17 protein-coding genes are annotated in these 16,037 nt (G+C 63.1%); 7 read left to right on the top strand and 10 right to left on the bottom strand.

The features are described 5' to 3' along the window. Window positions 1-39 precede the first annotated feature (39 nt). Together AC0L7I_RS08440 and AC0L7I_RS08445 are read right to left on the bottom strand one after the other, a co-directional pair. Window positions 40-1,068 (bottom strand): zinc transporter ZntB, encoded by a 1,029-nt coding sequence (locus AC0L7I_RS08440; protein ID WP_473396005.1) that lies wholly within the window; start codon window positions 1,066-1,068, stop codon window positions 40-42. After that, window positions 1,069-2,586: an amidase family protein gene (locus tag AC0L7I_RS08445; RefSeq protein WP_473396006.1), complete on the bottom strand. Its 1,518-nt coding sequence runs from the start codon at window positions 2,584-2,586 to the stop codon at window positions 1,069-1,071. A 76-nt stretch (window positions 2,587-2,662) separates the two neighbouring features. On the opposite strand from AC0L7I_RS08445, the gene AC0L7I_RS08450 reads away from it, so the two are divergent. After that, window positions 2,663-3,577, top strand: a complete 915-nt coding sequence (locus AC0L7I_RS08450) for an aminoglycoside phosphotransferase family protein (protein WP_473396007.1) — start codon at window positions 2,663-2,665, stop codon at window positions 3,575-3,577. Here the strand turns inward: AC0L7I_RS08450 and AC0L7I_RS08455 are convergent. Further along, a complete protein-coding gene (locus AC0L7I_RS08455; RefSeq protein WP_473396008.1) occupies window positions 3,570-4,157 on the bottom strand; it encodes a superoxide dismutase family protein in 588 nt (195 codons plus the stop codon). The two genes, AC0L7I_RS08450 and AC0L7I_RS08455, sit on opposite strands and share 8 nt — an antisense overlap. 70 nt (window positions 4,158-4,227) lie before the next feature. Here AC0L7I_RS08455 and AC0L7I_RS08460 point away from each other — a divergent pair, with 70 nt between their 5' ends. After that, a complete protein-coding gene (locus AC0L7I_RS08460) occupies window positions 4,228-4,959 on the top strand; it encodes a TlyA family RNA methyltransferase (RefSeq protein ID WP_473396009.1) in 732 nt (243 codons plus the stop codon). Here the strand turns inward: AC0L7I_RS08460 and AC0L7I_RS08465 are convergent. Further along, entirely contained in the window at window positions 4,953-5,744 is a 792-nt protein-coding gene (locus tag AC0L7I_RS08465) for a hypothetical protein (protein WP_473396010.1), read from the bottom strand. The genes AC0L7I_RS08460 and AC0L7I_RS08465 overlap by 7 nt on opposite strands. A 117-nt stretch (window positions 5,745-5,861) precedes the next feature. On the opposite strand from AC0L7I_RS08465, the gene AC0L7I_RS08470 reads away from it, so the two are divergent. Continuing rightward, complete coding sequence (locus tag AC0L7I_RS08470) at window positions 5,862-6,935, top strand: class I SAM-dependent methyltransferase (protein ID WP_473396011.1); 1,074 nt, start codon at window positions 5,862-5,864, stop codon at window positions 6,933-6,935. On the opposite strand, the gene aroC is transcribed toward AC0L7I_RS08470, so the two are convergent. Continuing rightward, the gene (aroC, locus tag AC0L7I_RS08475) at window positions 6,932-8,023 is read right to left on the bottom strand and encodes a chorismate synthase (RefSeq protein ID WP_473396012.1); all 1,092 of its coding nucleotides are present in this window, start codon (window positions 8,021-8,023) and stop codon (window positions 6,932-6,934) included. The two genes, AC0L7I_RS08470 and aroC, sit on opposite strands and share 4 nt — an antisense overlap. 81 nt (window positions 8,024-8,104) lie before the next feature. On the opposite strand from aroC, the gene pdxH reads away from it, so the two are divergent. Further along, window positions 8,105-8,761, top strand: coding sequence for a pyridoxamine 5'-phosphate oxidase (gene pdxH / locus AC0L7I_RS08480; protein ID WP_473399127.1), 657 nt, complete (start codon window positions 8,105-8,107; stop codon window positions 8,759-8,761). A 2-nt stretch (window positions 8,762-8,763) separates the two neighbouring features. Here pdxH and AC0L7I_RS08485 read toward each other — a convergent pair whose 3' ends face one another. Continuing rightward, a complete protein-coding gene (locus AC0L7I_RS08485) occupies window positions 8,764-9,213 on the bottom strand; it encodes a glyoxalase superfamily protein (RefSeq protein ID WP_473396013.1) in 450 nt (149 codons plus the stop codon). A 202-nt stretch (window positions 9,214-9,415) separates the two neighbouring features. Continuing rightward, the gene (locus AC0L7I_RS08490; RefSeq protein ID WP_473396014.1) at window positions 9,416-10,363 is read right to left on the bottom strand and encodes a glycerophosphodiester phosphodiesterase family protein; all 948 of its coding nucleotides are present in this window, start codon (window positions 10,361-10,363) and stop codon (window positions 9,416-9,418) included. A gap of 100 nt (window positions 10,364-10,463) precedes the next feature. On the opposite strand from AC0L7I_RS08490, the gene AC0L7I_RS08495 reads away from it, so the two are divergent. After that, window positions 10,464-12,089, top strand: a complete 1,626-nt coding sequence (locus AC0L7I_RS08495; protein WP_473396015.1) for a long-chain-fatty-acid--CoA ligase — start codon at window positions 10,464-10,466, stop codon at window positions 12,087-12,089. A 78-nt stretch (window positions 12,090-12,167) separates the two neighbouring features. On the opposite strand, the gene AC0L7I_RS08500 is transcribed toward AC0L7I_RS08495, so the two are convergent. Continuing rightward, window positions 12,168-12,536 carry a hypothetical protein gene (locus AC0L7I_RS08500; protein WP_473396016.1) on the bottom strand — a complete coding sequence of 123 codons (369 nt, stop codon included), beginning with the start codon at window positions 12,534-12,536 and terminating at the stop codon, window positions 12,168-12,170. Window positions 12,537-12,692: 156 nt separating this feature from the next. On the opposite strand from AC0L7I_RS08500, the gene AC0L7I_RS08505 reads away from it, so the two are divergent. Further along, entirely contained in the window at window positions 12,693-13,568 is an 876-nt protein-coding gene (locus AC0L7I_RS08505) for a DUF1499 domain-containing protein (protein WP_473396017.1), read from the top strand. Between the two features lie 10 nt (window positions 13,569-13,578). Here the strand turns inward: AC0L7I_RS08505 and AC0L7I_RS08510 are convergent, their stop codons facing one another. Together AC0L7I_RS08510 and AC0L7I_RS08515 are read right to left on the bottom strand one after the other, a co-directional pair. Further along, window positions 13,579-14,490: an ABC transporter permease gene (locus tag AC0L7I_RS08510; protein WP_473396018.1), complete on the bottom strand. Its 912-nt coding sequence runs from the start codon at window positions 14,488-14,490 to the stop codon at window positions 13,579-13,581. Continuing rightward, a complete protein-coding gene (locus AC0L7I_RS08515; RefSeq protein WP_473396019.1) occupies window positions 14,490-15,461 on the bottom strand; it encodes an ABC transporter permease in 972 nt (323 codons plus the stop codon). The genes AC0L7I_RS08510 and AC0L7I_RS08515 overlap by 1 nt, the downstream gene beginning before the upstream one ends. A 132-nt stretch (window positions 15,462-15,593) precedes the next feature. Here AC0L7I_RS08515 and AC0L7I_RS08520 point away from each other — a divergent pair, with 132 nt between their 5' ends. After that, window positions 15,594-16,004 carry a protein tyrosine phosphatase family protein gene (locus tag AC0L7I_RS08520; protein WP_473396020.1) on the top strand — a complete coding sequence of 137 codons (411 nt, stop codon included), beginning with the start codon at window positions 15,594-15,596 and terminating at the stop codon, window positions 16,002-16,004. Window positions 16,005-16,037 lie beyond the last annotated feature (33 nt).

Genomic DNA, 16,037 nt, shown 5'->3' on the forward strand with positions numbered 1-16,037 from the left:
AGTTATGGTTAACAAATGCCCTTAGGGAAGGGAGGGCTGTCAGATCCAGCGGCGCCAGCGGAACACCGCCAGCATGATGCCTGTGGCCGCTACGAGTGACATGATCAGGACGCCAAACGCCAATGGATTGCCGGATCCCGGAATGCCGCCAACATTCACCCCGAACAGGCCTGTCACGAAGCTGATCGGCAGGAAGACCGCCGAAAGGATCGACAGAACGAACAGGCGCTGATTCATCAACTCGGAGCGTTCCTCCATGATCTGTTCCTGCAGGACGACCGAGCGTTCGCGAATGGAATCGAGATCTTCTGCAAGCCGGGTGACCCTGTCGACAGATTCCCGAAGGTAGAGAATATCTGTCTCGGAGAAAAACCCAACTGAGCTGCCCTCGCGAACAAGCTGCGACATGGCCTCGCGCTGAGGTACGATATAGCGCCTTAGGGCCAGAACCTTTCGACGAAAGTCGGCAAGTTCAGCACGACCGACACGGATACTCGGGTCGAGGATGTCCTGTTCAAAGCCATCCGCCTGCTCGTCGAAAGCGGCGATTTCCGGCTCCATCCGGTTGGTCAAGGCGTTGGCCAGCGCTGCCACGAGACCGCCTGTTGAGTGAGGCGCCTCGCCGGCCTTGATCATGGCCTCGACGTCGCGCGTCGCCTGGATCGGCCTTGACCGGAGCGTCACAAGCAACGTGTCGCTCGCCCACATACGCAGGGACAGCATATCCTCCAGCGCTTCGCCGGCGTTCAGGTTGACGCCACGCAGGTTGACCAGGAACCCATGTCCGTGCCGCGTGGACCGTGGCCGCGTATCCTCCTGCAACAGGGATTGCGCGGCCACCTTGTCGAGGCCGCTCTTTCGGTACAGCCACCCCTGCGCCTGACGCGACAGGCGATTGAGGTGCAGCCATACGCGTGGATAGGTCGCCAGCTTGTCAGACAGCACGTCTTCCCATGTCAGCGGCGTTGCCGTGCCATCGGCCGCGAAGCCGAAGCCGAACACGAACGGCTCGATGCCGGGAGTATCGTCCGGTTTGCCATTGGCTGCAGGTGCTGGCTGGTCAGTCATCTAGCTGGCTACCACGCCCGGCAGTCTCGCGGCCCATGGACGCGCCGCTTCCAGTTCCAGTGCCAGTTCGAAGAGGAGCTGGTCATCGCCCCGCTTGGCTGAGAACATAGATCCGATGGGCAGACCCGAAGGCGACCATGACAATGGCACGCTCATCGACGCGGCCCCGGCCACGTTCATCGGGGCGGTAAACGCCGCGAACGTGACAACACGGTCGTAAAGCGTGTCATAGGCCACTGTCGGAGCCTGCTCGCCCAGTTTCACGGCCGGGCTGCCGGTCACTGGCGACAGCAGAACGTCAATGCCCTGGTCTGTGAAGCCGGAATCGTAGGCGGCCTCGAACCCCTTCAGCCAGGCGACGGTCGCGTCCATCTCGTCCTTGCGGGTCATAAACATATTGGTCAGGCCCAGTGTCCACGGTTCCACGATTTCCGGCCCGACCGGCTTGCCGGAATAGGCGCTCGCCTGCTGGGCAAAATCAGCTGCGCCCGCAGCCCAATAAAGCAGGAACTTGTCCAGGAATTCCGGCCCGGAGAAGGATGGCGTATAGGCGACAATTTCGTGCCCAAGCCCGGCGCAGATATTTGCCACCTCTTCCAGGGCGGCTTTCGTTTCCGGCGCCACTTGCGTACCGGCATAGGCGTCGGTCGTGAAACCGATCTTCAGGCGGCGTTTCAGCGGCTGGAGGTTCGCGGCGAGTGGCGCAAACGTGCCGTCATTCTTCTGCGTGTCGCGAAACAGGTTCACAGAGTCGCGCACCGAGATCGTTACGGCGTGCTGGACGGAAATATCCACCGGCGGGGGATTCGGGCCTTCCTGCGCCGGCAGCTGGCCGCGCGACGGCTTCAGGCCGAACACACCGCAAGTGCTGGCCGGAATCCGGATCGAGCCGCCGCCATCGCTGGCATGGGCAAAAGGCACGACGCGGGCCGCAACCAGCGCAGCCGATCCGCCGGAGGAGCCGCCGACAATGCGCGTCGTGTCCCATGGATTGCGCGTATCGCCGGTCACCAGTGGTTCGGTAGAGGCCATCAGCCCCATTTCCGGTGAGGTGGACTTGCCGAGTACGACCAGGCCTTCGGCGCGCCATCTGGCCGACAGGGGGTCGTCCTTGCCGGGCATGTAGCCCTTGAAGGCACGGCTGCCATAATAGGTCGGCGCGCCATTCCAGTTGTGCAGGTCCTTGATGAAGGTCGGCACGCCCTGGAACGGGCCAGCTGGCGTGTGGCCGGCATCGGTGCGCGCGGTGTCATAGATTTCCGAAGCAATGGCGTTGATCTGGCCGTTCACTGCCTGTGCCCGCGCAATTGCGGCGTTGACCTGCTCGATCGACGTGGTTTCGCCTGAGGCAATTGCGGCGGCCATCGCCGTGCCATCCATGCGATCCTTAGCTGGGGGCGCGGGAACAGCGCCAGCTTCTGTTGGTGCAACGGCTACGGCGGGCTTCTGTCCGCAGGCTGCAAGCGCAGCCAGCGCGGAGCCGCCCAGCAGTGTTTCGCGTCGAGTGATCCGGGTCATTTTGTGTCCTCCCAAGTCTTTTGCTTGCTGGACCTACCGTGTATCGGTCCGCCATCAAGCGCAAGAGGACGAAACGATGAGCGCCGACGCGCCGTCCAGCCCGCAGGCCGAAGTAGATGTAACGCCTGATCTGGTGCGGGTTCTGCTACGCGAACAGCATCCGGATATCGCCGACAAGCCGATCAGCCTGCTGGATGCGGGCTGGGACAATGTCATGGTCCGGATTGGCGATAGCCTGTTGGCGCGGTTGCCGCGCCGGGCCATCGCTGAAGACCTGCTAAGGCGTGAGCAGGAATGGTTGCCCAAACTGGCACCGTCCCTGCCACTGCCCATTCCGGCCCCGCTCCGCACGGGCGTTCCCGGCGCGGGCTATCCTTTCGTGTGGAGCATCCTGACATGGATAGAGGGCGAAGCCGCGGACCTCGCTCCGCCCGACCCGTCTGAAGCACCGGTACTCGCCCGCTTCCTCCGCGCTGTCCACAAGCCGGCACCAGCCGATGCGCCGAAGAATCCCGTGCGCGATTGTCCGCTCTCCGGCAAGCAGGCGGACACCGAGCGCCGCATGGCGATCCTCAAGCGCGAGACAGATGCCATCACCCCAGCCATCGAACGGATTTGGGCAGAAGCGCTGATTGCGCCAATCGACCTGCCACGCACATGGATTGCGGGCGACGTCCATGCCCGCAATGTGCTGGTCCACGAGGGAAAGCTGGCCGCCTTCATCGACTGGGGCGACATGTGTGCCGGGGACGCCGCCACGGACCTGGCGTCGATCTGGTCGCTATTCGCGGAGTCCCGAGCGCGCGCCGAGGCCGTCGCGGCCTATCGCATGTCAGGCGCAACCTGTTCGCGCGCCATGGGCTGGGCGGTGTTCTATGGGGTGATCCTGCTCGAAACAGGGCGGCGGGACACGCCGCGCCATGCTGCCATGGGCGAGGCCATCCTTCGACGCTTGTCTGAAGATGTTGCGCTGTCCGGCCGTCCTATTTGATCACGCCGCAAGCCACGCGTCCGCCCGCGCCGCCAATCGGTTGGGAGAGATGGTCGTCCTCGCCTTCATGGATCAGGATCGCCGAACCGTCGGCGTCGGTCAGGTCGGACAACTCGGCCAGCGTCGTGAATGCTTCATAGCCTGCCGCACCATCTGCGCCGGCCCAGATGTTGGGAATGTCGCCGCCCTCGGGGCCATTCGGATTGAGCAGGCCGTGTCCACCCATGACCATGCCGACATGGCCGCCTGACGCCTTGAACGTGCCGACATCGGAACAGTCGCCCACCATATGCAGGTGCAGGCCGTGCCAACCCGGCGTCAGGCCGCCGGGCGCTATTTCCACGCGGAGCAGGATGCCATTCGGACCACCGAGCAGATTGGCCGTGCCGATCTCCGTGCCTTCGCTGCCGATGATCGAAGCCGTTGAACGCATCATCGACGGGTAGACACCGTCCGCCGGACCCGGCAATTCCGCTTCCGTGGGCAGCGGGCCGTCAGGCAGTTCCTGCGGCTGGGCCGCTTCCTGGCCGCAGGCGGCCAGCGAGAGGGCAAAAAGTGCGATGGCGAACCGGTCGAGCATGACGTGTCTCCTGTCGATCTTGGAACCATTATAGGGCACAACGCAGGAAATGCAGGGAGAGTTTCACTAAATGAAAGACCGGGCGGATAAACTCCTCGTGTCCCTCGGGCATTTTGACAGCCGGGCAGGCGCCCGTGCTGCCATCGAGGCAGGTCGGGTCACAGCTAATGGTGTTACCGTCGCAAAACCATCGCAGATGCTTTCGGCCGATGACGCAATCACGGCCGAGGCCGCCCATCCTTATGTCTCTCGGGGGGGATTGAAACTCGCGCATGCGCTGGAAGCGTTCGGTGTTGATCCTGCAGGCCGACATTGCCTCGACATTGGCGCCTCGACCGGGGGCTTTACCGATGTTCTGCTGCGCGCCGGCGCTGCTCATGTGACCGCCGTCGATGTTGGCCGCGAGCAGTTTCACGCCTCCTTGCAGGGCAACCCTTGCGTCACCTCCCTGGAGGCCCAGGACGCGCGAACCCTCACGCCCGACATGTTGCCCGAGCCGCCGAGCCTCCTCGTTTGCGATGCCAGCTTCATCGGCCTCGAGAAACTGCTGGATGTTCCGCTCGGTCTCGCCGCGCCCGGGGCGGACTTTGTCGGCCTGTTCAAGCCGCAATTCCAGGTTGGCCGCGCCCATGTCGGCAAGGGTGGGCTGGTTATGGACAATGAGGCCACCGAACGGGCTGTCGAAGCGTTTGCCCTTTGGATGAAAGAAAGAGGCTGGCCCATCCATGCCTGGACGGCCAGCCCGATTTCAGGGGGCGATGGCAATACCGAACGCCTGTTTCACGCTGTCAGGGCTCAGTAGCCGTAGAGTTCCTGGTCCTGAGCGCGGTCGTTGACGACACGCCATGTCTCGGTGGGGTTGTCGCGGCAGGCCATCACGTGTCCGCCGTTCTGGTAGATCATTCGGCATTCCTGATAACCGTAGTCCCCATTGTCTGGATAGGTTTGTTCGGGATATCCGGTATCGGGATAGCCTTGGTTACCATAGCCGGATGCCGGGTAGGAGGAAGGATAGGTTCGCGCAGGCGGCGGTGAGTAGGGATAGCTCGGCTGCTGCATCACTTCCGGACCGCCATACAGCCCGTCGGTCGTGCGCGGGATGGAACCGCCCTGATTATAACTGCCTTGGTACCTGTTCGCAGGCTGGTACGGCGTCGGGCCGGTAGATCGGCAATTGGCGCTGGAATTTCCGGCAATCTCGCTGCCGGCAATGCCACCGACCACGGCGCCGATCAGGGCACCCACCACGACCTGATCGCTGTTGTCGCTGCTGCGGGAATGGCCACGATTATAGTTTCGCCCGTAGCCGCGATCATAACCTCGGTCATATCCGCGATGGTACCCCCGATGGCTGCGACGACCGCGATAATGGTCGTCATTGTCGTCGATATTGTTGCCGATGGCGCCGCCAATAAGTCCGCCGATCAGGGCGCCTGCCACGCCGCCTGCAAGCTTGTCGTCGCTGCGCTGGCGCTCGCACGCGGTATTCTGCTGCGCGTAGCCATATCCTGCCTGCGCAGCGGCTGTTTCGGGAATCGCCAGCGCCAAAAGGGCTGCGGCTCCGGCGAGAAGCGACAGTTTCATCATCGCGAATCTCCTTTTTGGCAGGCACCATGCCGCCAGACTGACGCCTACCATTGCGCTGTGAACCTGAACCGGGCCTGAAGACTGGACGGGCTTCCTGCAGCGCCTCATATTGCCCGCATGGGACTGTTCAGTATTGCCTCGAAATCCGCTGCGCGCGCCCGCTACGCTGCAGAACAGGGCCTGCGCTCGGCCTGGTATGGTGCGCAGATGTCAGCCGCCCGGCGCAGCGCCGGCGGGTTCAACCGACCCGGCGAGCCAGCCTTCGAGCCCATACGGGGCACGCCCGACATGGCGGCCCTGCGCAAGGCCTATGTGGACCTCTTCATCCAGGACCGGCTGAACGTGGAAGCGGGCCTGTATCCTGCGCCGCATGATGTGCGTGTGCGCGACCTGCCCAATGCCCTGAAATCGGCCCGGGCCTTCCGCGCCGATGTCGCCGAAGTGGACCGGCGCCGCCAGGCCCGCGACGGCACGGAAATCCAGCAAACGCTGCCTGAAAACTCCAACCGATATCCGGACTATTACCGCCAGAACTTTCACTACCAGTCGGGCGGCTGGTTCACCGATGAAAGCGCCGAACTCTACGACACGCAGGTCGAGGCGCTGTTCACCGGCACGGCGGATGCAATGCGCCGGGCGGCGCTTGCCGAAATTTCCCGCGAGCTGAAAGGCCGCGACCAGCGCGGTATCAGCCTGCTCGACCTTGCCTGCGGCAATGGCCGGTTCCTGTCGCGTGTGATGAGCATCTATCCGCGGCTTCAGGCGAGCGGGCTGGACCTTTCGCCCAGCTATACCGACGCCGCACGCAAGCGCCTGGAGCGTTGGCCGCAGGTGAGCGTGTTGCACGAGGCGGCCGAGGCCATGCCGATCGCAGAGGCGAGCCTCGACATCGTCGTGTCGATCTTCCTGTTCCATGAATTGCCGCCGGAGGTGCGTGAGCAGGTGCTGGCCGAAGTGGCGCGTGTCCTGAAACCGGGCGGACTGTTCATCCTCGCCGACAGCACCCAATTCGGAGACTATCCGGACATGGACGGCCTGCTGGAATATTTCCCGCATGGCTTCCACGAACCCTACTACGAAACGTTTCTTTCCTGGGACATTGCGGCATCGTGCGGCGTCGCAGGTCTGATGGCCGAACGTGAAGTGCTGGCCTTCCTCACCAAGGTCACGACCTGGCGCAAGCCGGCCTAGCGCCCGGTCTGGCCCCGGTGACGCAGTTTTGCGTCGGCCAGAACACACGCCATCATTGCTTCGGCGACCGGCACGGCGCGAATGCCGACACATGGGTCGTGGCGTCCGACCGTGCGCACGTCAACCTCCTCGCCGTCGCGGGTGACGGATTTGACCTCGTTGAGGATGGACGAGGTCGGCTTGATCGCGATGCGGACGACCACATCCTGTCCGGTGGAAATGCCACCTGCGACGCCGCCATTATTATTGGCCAGAAAGCGGACGCCGTCATTGCCGGCGCGCATCTCGTCGGCATTCTGTTCGCCGCTGAAGGAAGCTGCCGCAAAGCCCGCGCCAATCTCGACGCCCTTGACGGCATTGATACTCATCATCGCGCCAGCCAACTCCGCATCGAGCTTGCCATAGATGGGCGCGCCCCAGCCTGCGGGCACACCGCTGGCATGGACCTCGACGATGGCGCCCGCCGAGCTGCCGGCCTTGCGGGTTGCATCGAGGAAGGTTTCCCATTGCGTGGCCATATCGGCATCCGGGCACCAGAAGGGGTTCTGGCCAGTCTGGTCCCAGTTCCATTTTGTGCGATCAATGGCGTGCGGTCCGATCTGCACGACAGCGCCGCGAAGGGTAATGCCATCGCCAATTGCGCATCGCGCGACGGCGCCGGCGGCCACGCGGGCCGCTGTCTCCCGGGCGCTTGACCGCCCGCCGCCGCGATAGTCGCGCACGCCATATTTCGCGTCATAGGAGAAATCGGCATGGCCGGGGCGATAGCGGTCGCGGATTTCGCCATAGTCCTTCGACCTCTGGTCGGTATTCTCGATCATCAGGGATATCGGCGTGCCCGTCGTAACAGGCCCGCCCGTGCGGTCGTCCTCGAAAACACCGGACAGGATTTTCACGGCGTCCGGTTCCTGGCGCTGGGTGACGAAGCGCGACGTGCCGGGGCGGCGCTTGTCCAGGAAGCCCTGGATCCATTCCGGCGTCAGCGCCAGACCCGGGGGGCAGCCATCGACGACGCAGCCAAGGGCCGGCCCGTGGCTTTCCCCCCAGGTCGTGACACGGAACAAATGACCGAATGTGTTGTGTGACATGTTGTGCCGCACCCCTCGTTAAAGCTCGCTGCCTCCTATATGAAAACACGAAGCCTAACAAACCCGCAAAAAGGGCCAGCTATCGTGTCTCCTGTCATTCCCCCGTCACCCAGCGCTGAAGAGTATACAACCGGGCGCGATCGGCCGCTGATCCCGGTCACCGATGATCCCATCGCTTTTTTCACGGAATGGATGGCCGAAGCGCGCGCGAATGAGCTGAATGATTCCAACGCGATGTCTCTGGCCACAGTCGACTCTGACGGCATGCCGGATGTCCGGATTGTCCTTTTGAAGGAGATATCCGCGGCCGGGTTTTCCTTCTTCACGAACCTTGAAAGCCAGAAGGGCCGGCAATTGGCGGAAAATCCCCGCGCCGCGCTGTGCCTGCACTGGAAGAGCCTGCGCCGTCAGGTGCGCATTCGCGGCAATATCTCCCGCGTGTCGGATGGAGAAGCCGATACCTATTTTGCCTCGCGCGCGGCGCAGAGTCGGATCAGCGCCATCGCGTCAGACCAGTCGCGTCCGCTGCTCGACCGTTCAGTCTTCGAGCAGCGCATCGCGGAAGTATCCGAGATTTACGGCGACGACCCGGATATCCCGCGTCCGGAATTCTGGGGCGGGTTCCGGCTCGTGCCGACCGAGATCGAGTTCTGGCAGGACCAGGCCTTCCGCATGCACGACCGGCTTCGTTACACGCGCAAGGCCAAGGGCTGGACGACGACGCGCCTGTATCCCTGAACTCAAACGATCCCGTTCGCGACGGACAGCACGCGCATGTGCGGGTGACCGTCGCTGGTCTTCGCCCACGAGCTGCCATCTGCCGAGATCGTCGCCGTGACGCGCTGGCGGAAGGCCGAGAAGGATTCGAACTCGACCACGTCGACCGGCTCGTCAAAGTGCAGCGTGACTTCGAAGGCCGAGCCGCCGCCAATGTCGCGCACGGCCAGGACCACGCCTTCGAACGGCTTCTTGAGATAGAGGCCGCTGACACGGTCGCCGACCTGGACGGGCACTTCGGGCAGGTTGGAGAGGCGCGCCGAGGCGGTGTTCCAGTCGCGATAGCCGAGTTCGGCGGCGACGCGTTCGAGCGCGGCAGAATGCGAGAGGGGCGTGCCAGCCAGCGTGGCGGCTGCACGGAGATCGCGCGCACGGGCTTTCGCCTGTTCGCGCGTATTGATGGAGGGTGACATGAGAAAGATCCTTTACCGTCATCCAGACGCGGTCACGTCAACGCGGGGGCTCGCCTTGCCGCAGGACCGCTGGAAGAGGTTCAGCATCCTGTAAGTCCAGCCGCCAAAGGGCGCCTGTGAGATCTTCACCTTCGGGATTGTGTCCCGGCGAGCGGCTGGTGTCTCAAACCGGGGCCGCCAATACGCCGGGATTGGCGCTGCGTCAACGCCCGCACTTTTCCCGGGCGAGATCGTCGGAGGTGAGCGCGGCGGCGACGCGGTAGGGCTCGTCTGTTGCGAGAAGGACGAGCCCGTCATCGACGAAGTCCTGGTATTCGCTGCCATCGCCATCGGCCCAATACTGGTCATCGAGCCGCTCGCCCTTGCGGCCGAGCGTGCCGAAAGCCGGTTCGACGCCTTCCCGGAGATCACGGGCCCAGGCGGCAGCGTCCGGCGAGCCGGTGCCGGTCCAGGCGACGAGGCGTGTGCGGTCGACGCCGACATCTTCGAGCCGGCCAATGTCACGTGAGCCCTTGGCTGAAGCGGTGAGCATCAGGTTCGGGTCGGCGGCGGCGATTTCGGCCGCTTCGGCATCCGAATAGGAAATCAGGAGCACATTATCGTCCGCGCCTGCCGCATGAACGGCGGCGACGATATTGTGGAAACTGGTCGTCGGCTTGCGGTCGAGTTCGAGAATGGCGCCGGACTGCTTGGCCCAGATCAGGACGTCGGTCAGCTTGGGCGGGGAGAAGTTCGTGCGTTTGCCATCATTGTCGACCATGCGGAGACCGTAGAGCTCGACCCAGTCGGTATCGGCGACATAGCCGTCGCCAGTGGTCGTGCGGTTGAGGCGGTTGTCGTGCATCAGCAGCATGACGCCATCACGGCTTTCGGCCACGTCAATCTCGAACACGTTGATGCCGTTGGCAAAGCCGTGTTGCAGGGTTTCCAGCGTATTCTCCGGATACCCAGGTGCCGGGCCGCCGCGATGGGCAGCGATGAGCAGGCCCTTGTTTTCTCGCACACAGTCGAAATAGTCGGGCAATGGAAGGACGGGCGCGGCAGTCGCCACAGCCAGCGTGTCGGTATCGCCGGGACTCGCCTGACGGGATGTGTCGCCGCAGGCTGCCAGCATCGCCAGTACCGCGCCAAGTAAGGCAAATCTCAACATGGTCGCACTCCTAGTTCCTTGCGCTGCAGCATTAGCGCGAATAAACCCAACCTCAACGATGAAAAAACGCTGCCGAATGGCGGTACTGAGGAGGATATCGATGCAAGGCATCATGCAAGACTGGCCGCTGACGGTAAACAAGATCCTGGAACACGCGAACATGCAGCACGGCGCACGTGAAATCATCACGCGGCGCGTCGAGGGCAATATCGTGCGTTCGACCTATGCCGATCTCTTTGTCGCGTCCAAACAAGTCTCCAGCGCCTTGAAGGATATCGATATCGGCATGGGCGACCGGGTGGCTACGCTCGGCTGGAACTCTGAGCGCCATATGGCCGCCTGGTACGGTACGATGGGCATTGGCGCCGTCCTGCACACGATCAATCCGCGCCTTCACCCCGAGCAGATCGCCTGGATCGCCAACCATGCCGAAGACAAGGTGCTGATCTTCGACAAGAGCTTCCTGCCGATTGTCGAGGCGATCAAGGACCAGCTCCTGACGGTGAAGACGTTCGTGATCTTCGCCGGAGCCGACACGATGCCGGAGAACACGCTGGGCGCGATCCCGTTTGACATCTGGATCGACGGCCGCTCGACCGAGGTCCGGTGGGGGGACTTCCCGGAGGACACGGCCTGCGGCCTCTGCTACACGTCCGGCACGACGGGCAACCCCAAGGGCGTGCTCTATTCGCACCGTTCCAATGTGCTGCACACGCTGGTGACCATGTCGAAGGACGCCATGGGCATGGGCTCTGCGGATGTCGTGCTGCCGGTCGTGCCGATGTTCCATGCGAATGCCTGGGGGCTCGCCCTCAGCTGTCCGGCAACCGGGGCCAACATGGTCATGCCGGGCGCCCAGATGGACGGCGCGTCGATCTATGAATTGCTCGATACCGAAAAGGTCTCGATCACGGCAGCAGTGCCGACGGTCTGGTTGATGCTGCTGACCTATTTGCAGGAAAACGACCTGAAACTGCCGCACCTCAACCGGGTGATTATCGGCGGGTCTGCAATCCCCGAGAAGATCCTGCGCGCCTTCGAAGAGGACTATGAAGTCGATGTGGTCCATGCCTGGGGCATGACAGAAACCTCGCCGCTCGGCACGCTTGGCACGCTGCCACCACACCTTGTCGACGCCGACGTCGACACGCGCATGGCGCAGAAACTGAAGCAGGGGCGGCCGCCCTTCGGCGTCGAGCTGCGAACCGTAGACGATAGCGGAAAGGTGCTGCCACGCGACGGGAAGACATCCGGGCGCCTCCTGGTGCGCGGCGCGGCGATTGCCGCGGGCTATTTCAAGGGCGATGGCGGTGACGTGCTCGATGCTGAAGGCTTCTTCGATACCGGCGATGTCGCCAATATCGACGAGTACGGCACGATGACGATCACCGACCGCGCCAAGGACGTGATCAAGTCCGGCGGTGAGTGGATTTCCTCCATCGATATCGAGAACATCGCGGTCGGCCACCCGAAAGTGGCCAACGCGGCCGCTATCGGCATCTATCATCCGAAATGGGACGAACGTCCTTTGCTTGTCATCCAGGCGCTGCCCGGAGAGACACCGTCCAAGGAAGAAATCCTCGCCTCCCTCGAAGGGAAGATCGCCAAATGGTGGACACCGGACGATGTGGCCTTCGTCGATGAAATCCCGCTGGGGGCAACCGGCAAGATCAACAAGCTGGCCCTGCGCAACACGTTCAAGGACTACAAGCTGCCGACCGCCTGACATTCACGCCAGCAGATGCGACGCCCGTGAAGGCGCCTGTCATGTGGACCAGGTTTCTTTGCGGGCTGTGCCGGAAGGTCAGGAGTCCGGCAATGGCAGCGCGGCTGGACGGGCGCTGTGAACGCGCGGCACGGGCAAGGTGTGTACCAGCGTCGCCAGCGACAGCGCAGGCGTGAAGACCGGCTCGAACGCTTCGCCGCTGAGGGCGGCTGCGAGCCGCTTTGATGCGGGCGCTTCGACGGGCCGGATCATGGCCGGATTGCACGAGTCGCTGTCGATCCACAGCAATTCGACGCGGCCCGTGTCCGTGATGCCCCAGCAATACAGGAATCCCCGGCCATAGGTGAGCCGCACCCAGGCGAGAAGCACGAGGTGCTGCAGCCATATCCAGGGCCAGGCCGGGCGCAGGTGTACCGGAAGATCTGATGGGGGCGAGAGAAGCGACATTGGCGGCAATAATAAGCCGGTTCCGGCAGTGTCGGACAAATTCCCCCGACATGCCGCAATTGTTACTGAACGGCGGGGCGAATGTGAGGGATAAGGCCGGGGGCGACAAAGCGAGCACGTCGCGGTATCTGATGGAAAACAAAGGGAGACGGGCGCATGTCCAGCATATCTGAAGAGTCACAAGACGCCGGATGGCGCGGCAAGCTGGCCGGCTTTGCGCTGGGCCTCTCGATTTTTGCGGTCCTGTGGTTCGCCGCCGCGGCCATCGGTACGAAGCTCGGACTGTGGAGCTGGCAATTCGGCCTCGGCAAGATGACAATCGGCTGGGGGCCCATGTTGCTCATGGCTGCCTTGGGTATCTCGGTGATCGCGATCATCGTGGCGCTGATCAAGGCGCCGCGGAAGCAGGCCCTGATGCTGGCGCTTGGCGCCCTACTGATATCCGGGCTCTCTTTCGGACGCGTGGTGGCCTTTGGCGCCCAGGCCGGGCGCCTCCCACCCCTGCATGACGTCCAAACGGACTGGTCAAATCCGATCCAGCCGAGTGACGCGCTGCTGGCGGCGCGCCAGGCGACAGGCGCACAGAACCTGATTGAGGCTGCGCCTGTTGTTCCGGAGGGTGCCAACGCCCGCTGGCCCGGCACAGGCGGACGCCTGGTTTCCGAGCTCCAGGAAGAGGCTGAATTCGATCCCGCGACACACAAGTCGCCGAAATCAGCGCCTTATCCCATGCTGGAAACGCTGGTCGAGCCTGCCGCATCCTACGACATGGCGTTTGCGGCAGCGCTTGCCGCGGTGGAAGACCGTGGCTGGACGATTGTCACCAATGATGTCGAATCCGGCAGCATCGAGGCGACGCAAACCTCGTTCTGGTTCGATTTCAAGGATGATATCCTGATCCGCGTGGTTCCGGACGGCGAGGGTTCGCGCATCGATGTCCGTTCGATCAGCCGGGTCGGCCTGTCGGACCTCGGGGCGAATTCGAAACGCGTGCGTGACCTGCTCGACGAGATTGAGGTCCGCCTGAACTAGGCTTTGGCGCCTAGCGCTCCTTCGGGTCCAATGCGTCGCGCAGGCCATCGCCGATGAAGTTGAGACAAAGCAGCGTGACCGCCATGGTTCCGGCGGGGGCGAGCAGCATCCACGGCTTCTCTTCCATCGTCTTGGCGCCTTCCGAGATCAGCACGCCAAGCGATGTCAGCGGCTCGTTCACGCCGAGGCCAAGGAAGGACAGGAAGCTTTCGGCCAGGATCACGACCGGTATGGTCAGCGTGACATACACGGCGACGGGCCCGATCACGTTGGGCAGGATGTGGCGCAGGATGATCGCCCGGCGCGACACGCCGGAAGCGCGGGCGGCCTCGATGAATTCCTTGCCCTTGATGGCCAGCGTCTGGCCGCGCACGATGCGCGCCATGGTCAGCCATTCGATGGCGCCGATGGCCGCAAAGATCAGCACGATGTTCCGTTCGAACACGGTCAGCAGCAGGATGACGAAGAAGATGAAGGGCAGGGCGTAGAGCACGTCCACGATCCGCATCATGAAATTGTCGACACGCCCGCCGAGATAACCGGCTGTTGCGCCCCAGGTGACACCGATCACGAGGCTGACGGCGGTGGCGACGATGCCCACTGTCAGCGAGATGCGCAGGCCGATCATAAGGCGCGCGAGCAGGTCACGCCCCTGGATGTCGGTGCCCAGCACGTGCCAGTTTTCCAGCGTGGGCGCTATGGTGCGCGCGTCCGAGATAGCCTTGTAGTCATTGACCCAGACCATGGGGCCAAACACGGCGATGAGGACGATCACGCCGAGAATCCACATGGAGACGACGGCGGCCTTGTTGCGGAACAGGCGTGCGCGGGCATCGTCCCACAGCGAGCGGCCGCCAATGATGGCCTGGGTCACGGGTTCGACGCGTCCCGTCGGGTCGAGGAGGGGGTTGCTCTCGGTCATCAGTCGTACTTCACTTTCGGATCAAGCACCGCATACAGCACGTCGGCGACGAGGTTCAGGATCACGATCAGGCCTGCGTAAACGATGATCGCACCCATCACGAGCGTGTAGTCGCGGTTGAGTGCGCCATTGACGAAGTATGAGCCGAGGCCCGGAAGACCAAAGATCTTCTCGATCACGACCGATCCGGTCATGACGCGGGCCATGGCGGGGCCGGCATAGGAAATGAGGGGCAGCATGGCGGCGGGCAGGGCGTGGCGCGCGATGACCTGGCGCTCCGAGAGGCCCTTGCTGCGCGCGGTGCGTATATGGTTCGAACGCATTGTTTCGATGATCGAGGCGCGCATGAGGCGCGAGATGATCGCGATCTGGGGCAGGGCGAGAGCGACGACCGGCAGGGTCATATTGTGCCAGTTCATGCCGATGTTCGGGTATTGGCCCAGTCCGCCGACCGCAAATATTCCCGCGCCGAGCGAAAAGACCAGGATCAGGATGGGGCCGGTGACAAAGGTCGGGATGGATATGCCTGCCATGGCAATGCCCATGATGCTGAAATCGGCTGCCGAATTTTGTCGGAGCCCCGCGAAAACACCCAGCAGTGTGCCCAATCCCAGTCCCAGCAGCATCGCCAGCGAGCCGATGGTCAGGGAAATCGGCAGCCCGTCCGCGATCAGCTGGTTCACGCTCTTGCCGAGCGTCTTGTAGGACGGTCCGAAATCGCCTTGCAGCACGCCGCCGACATAGCTCAAATATTGTTCGTGGAGCGGCTTGTCGAAGCCGAACTTGGCGGCAATGGCCTGTTCAGTGGCGGCAGGAAGCTTGCGTTCTCCGTCGAACGGGCCGCCCGGCGCGGCGCGCATCATCAGGAAGGCCATGGTGATAATGGCCAGCATTGTCGGGACGGCGATCAGCAGCCGCCGGAGCGTATAGGCCCATGGAACGCGGCTGAGAGCTCTCTGGAGTGAAGACAAGGGAGAGTGTCTTTCTGTAGCTGTTGCTGGTCAGGCGGTGAAAGTTGCGCGCTGAAGCTTGGAAGGTTGCGTCATCCTCCTTAGCTTGTGTACAGAGCCGATCAAGACTGCGCCAACATTCAGGATATTTCCATGGCAGACATTCGACGCGTGACGGACGCTTTTTCCGTTGCTCCGCAAATCTCAGAAGACGATGTCGAGGCGATTGCTGCTGCCGGCTACAAGACCATCGTAGCCAATCGCCCGGATGGCGAAGGCGGCGTCGACCAGCCGCGCATGGGGCCGATCCGTGCGAAAGCCGAATCGCTGGGGCTGAGCTTCGCAGCCTTGCCGTTTTCAGGCGCACCAACGCCCGAGATTGTCGAGCGGATGGGCAATATTCTCAATGAGGCCCCCCAGCCAGTGCTCGCCTATTGCCGCACTGGCACGCGTTGCATCACCGCCTGGGCCCTGACCCAGGCCGGGCAGGGGGCTTCCGGCGACATCATTGATGCGGCGGGCGCAGCCGGATATGATCTGTCCAGCCTTGAATCGCTGCTCTAGATGAGCCTGCGGCACGCCGAACAAACTTATGTG

The organism is Hyphomonas sp. J20-32 (assembly GCF_055808555.1).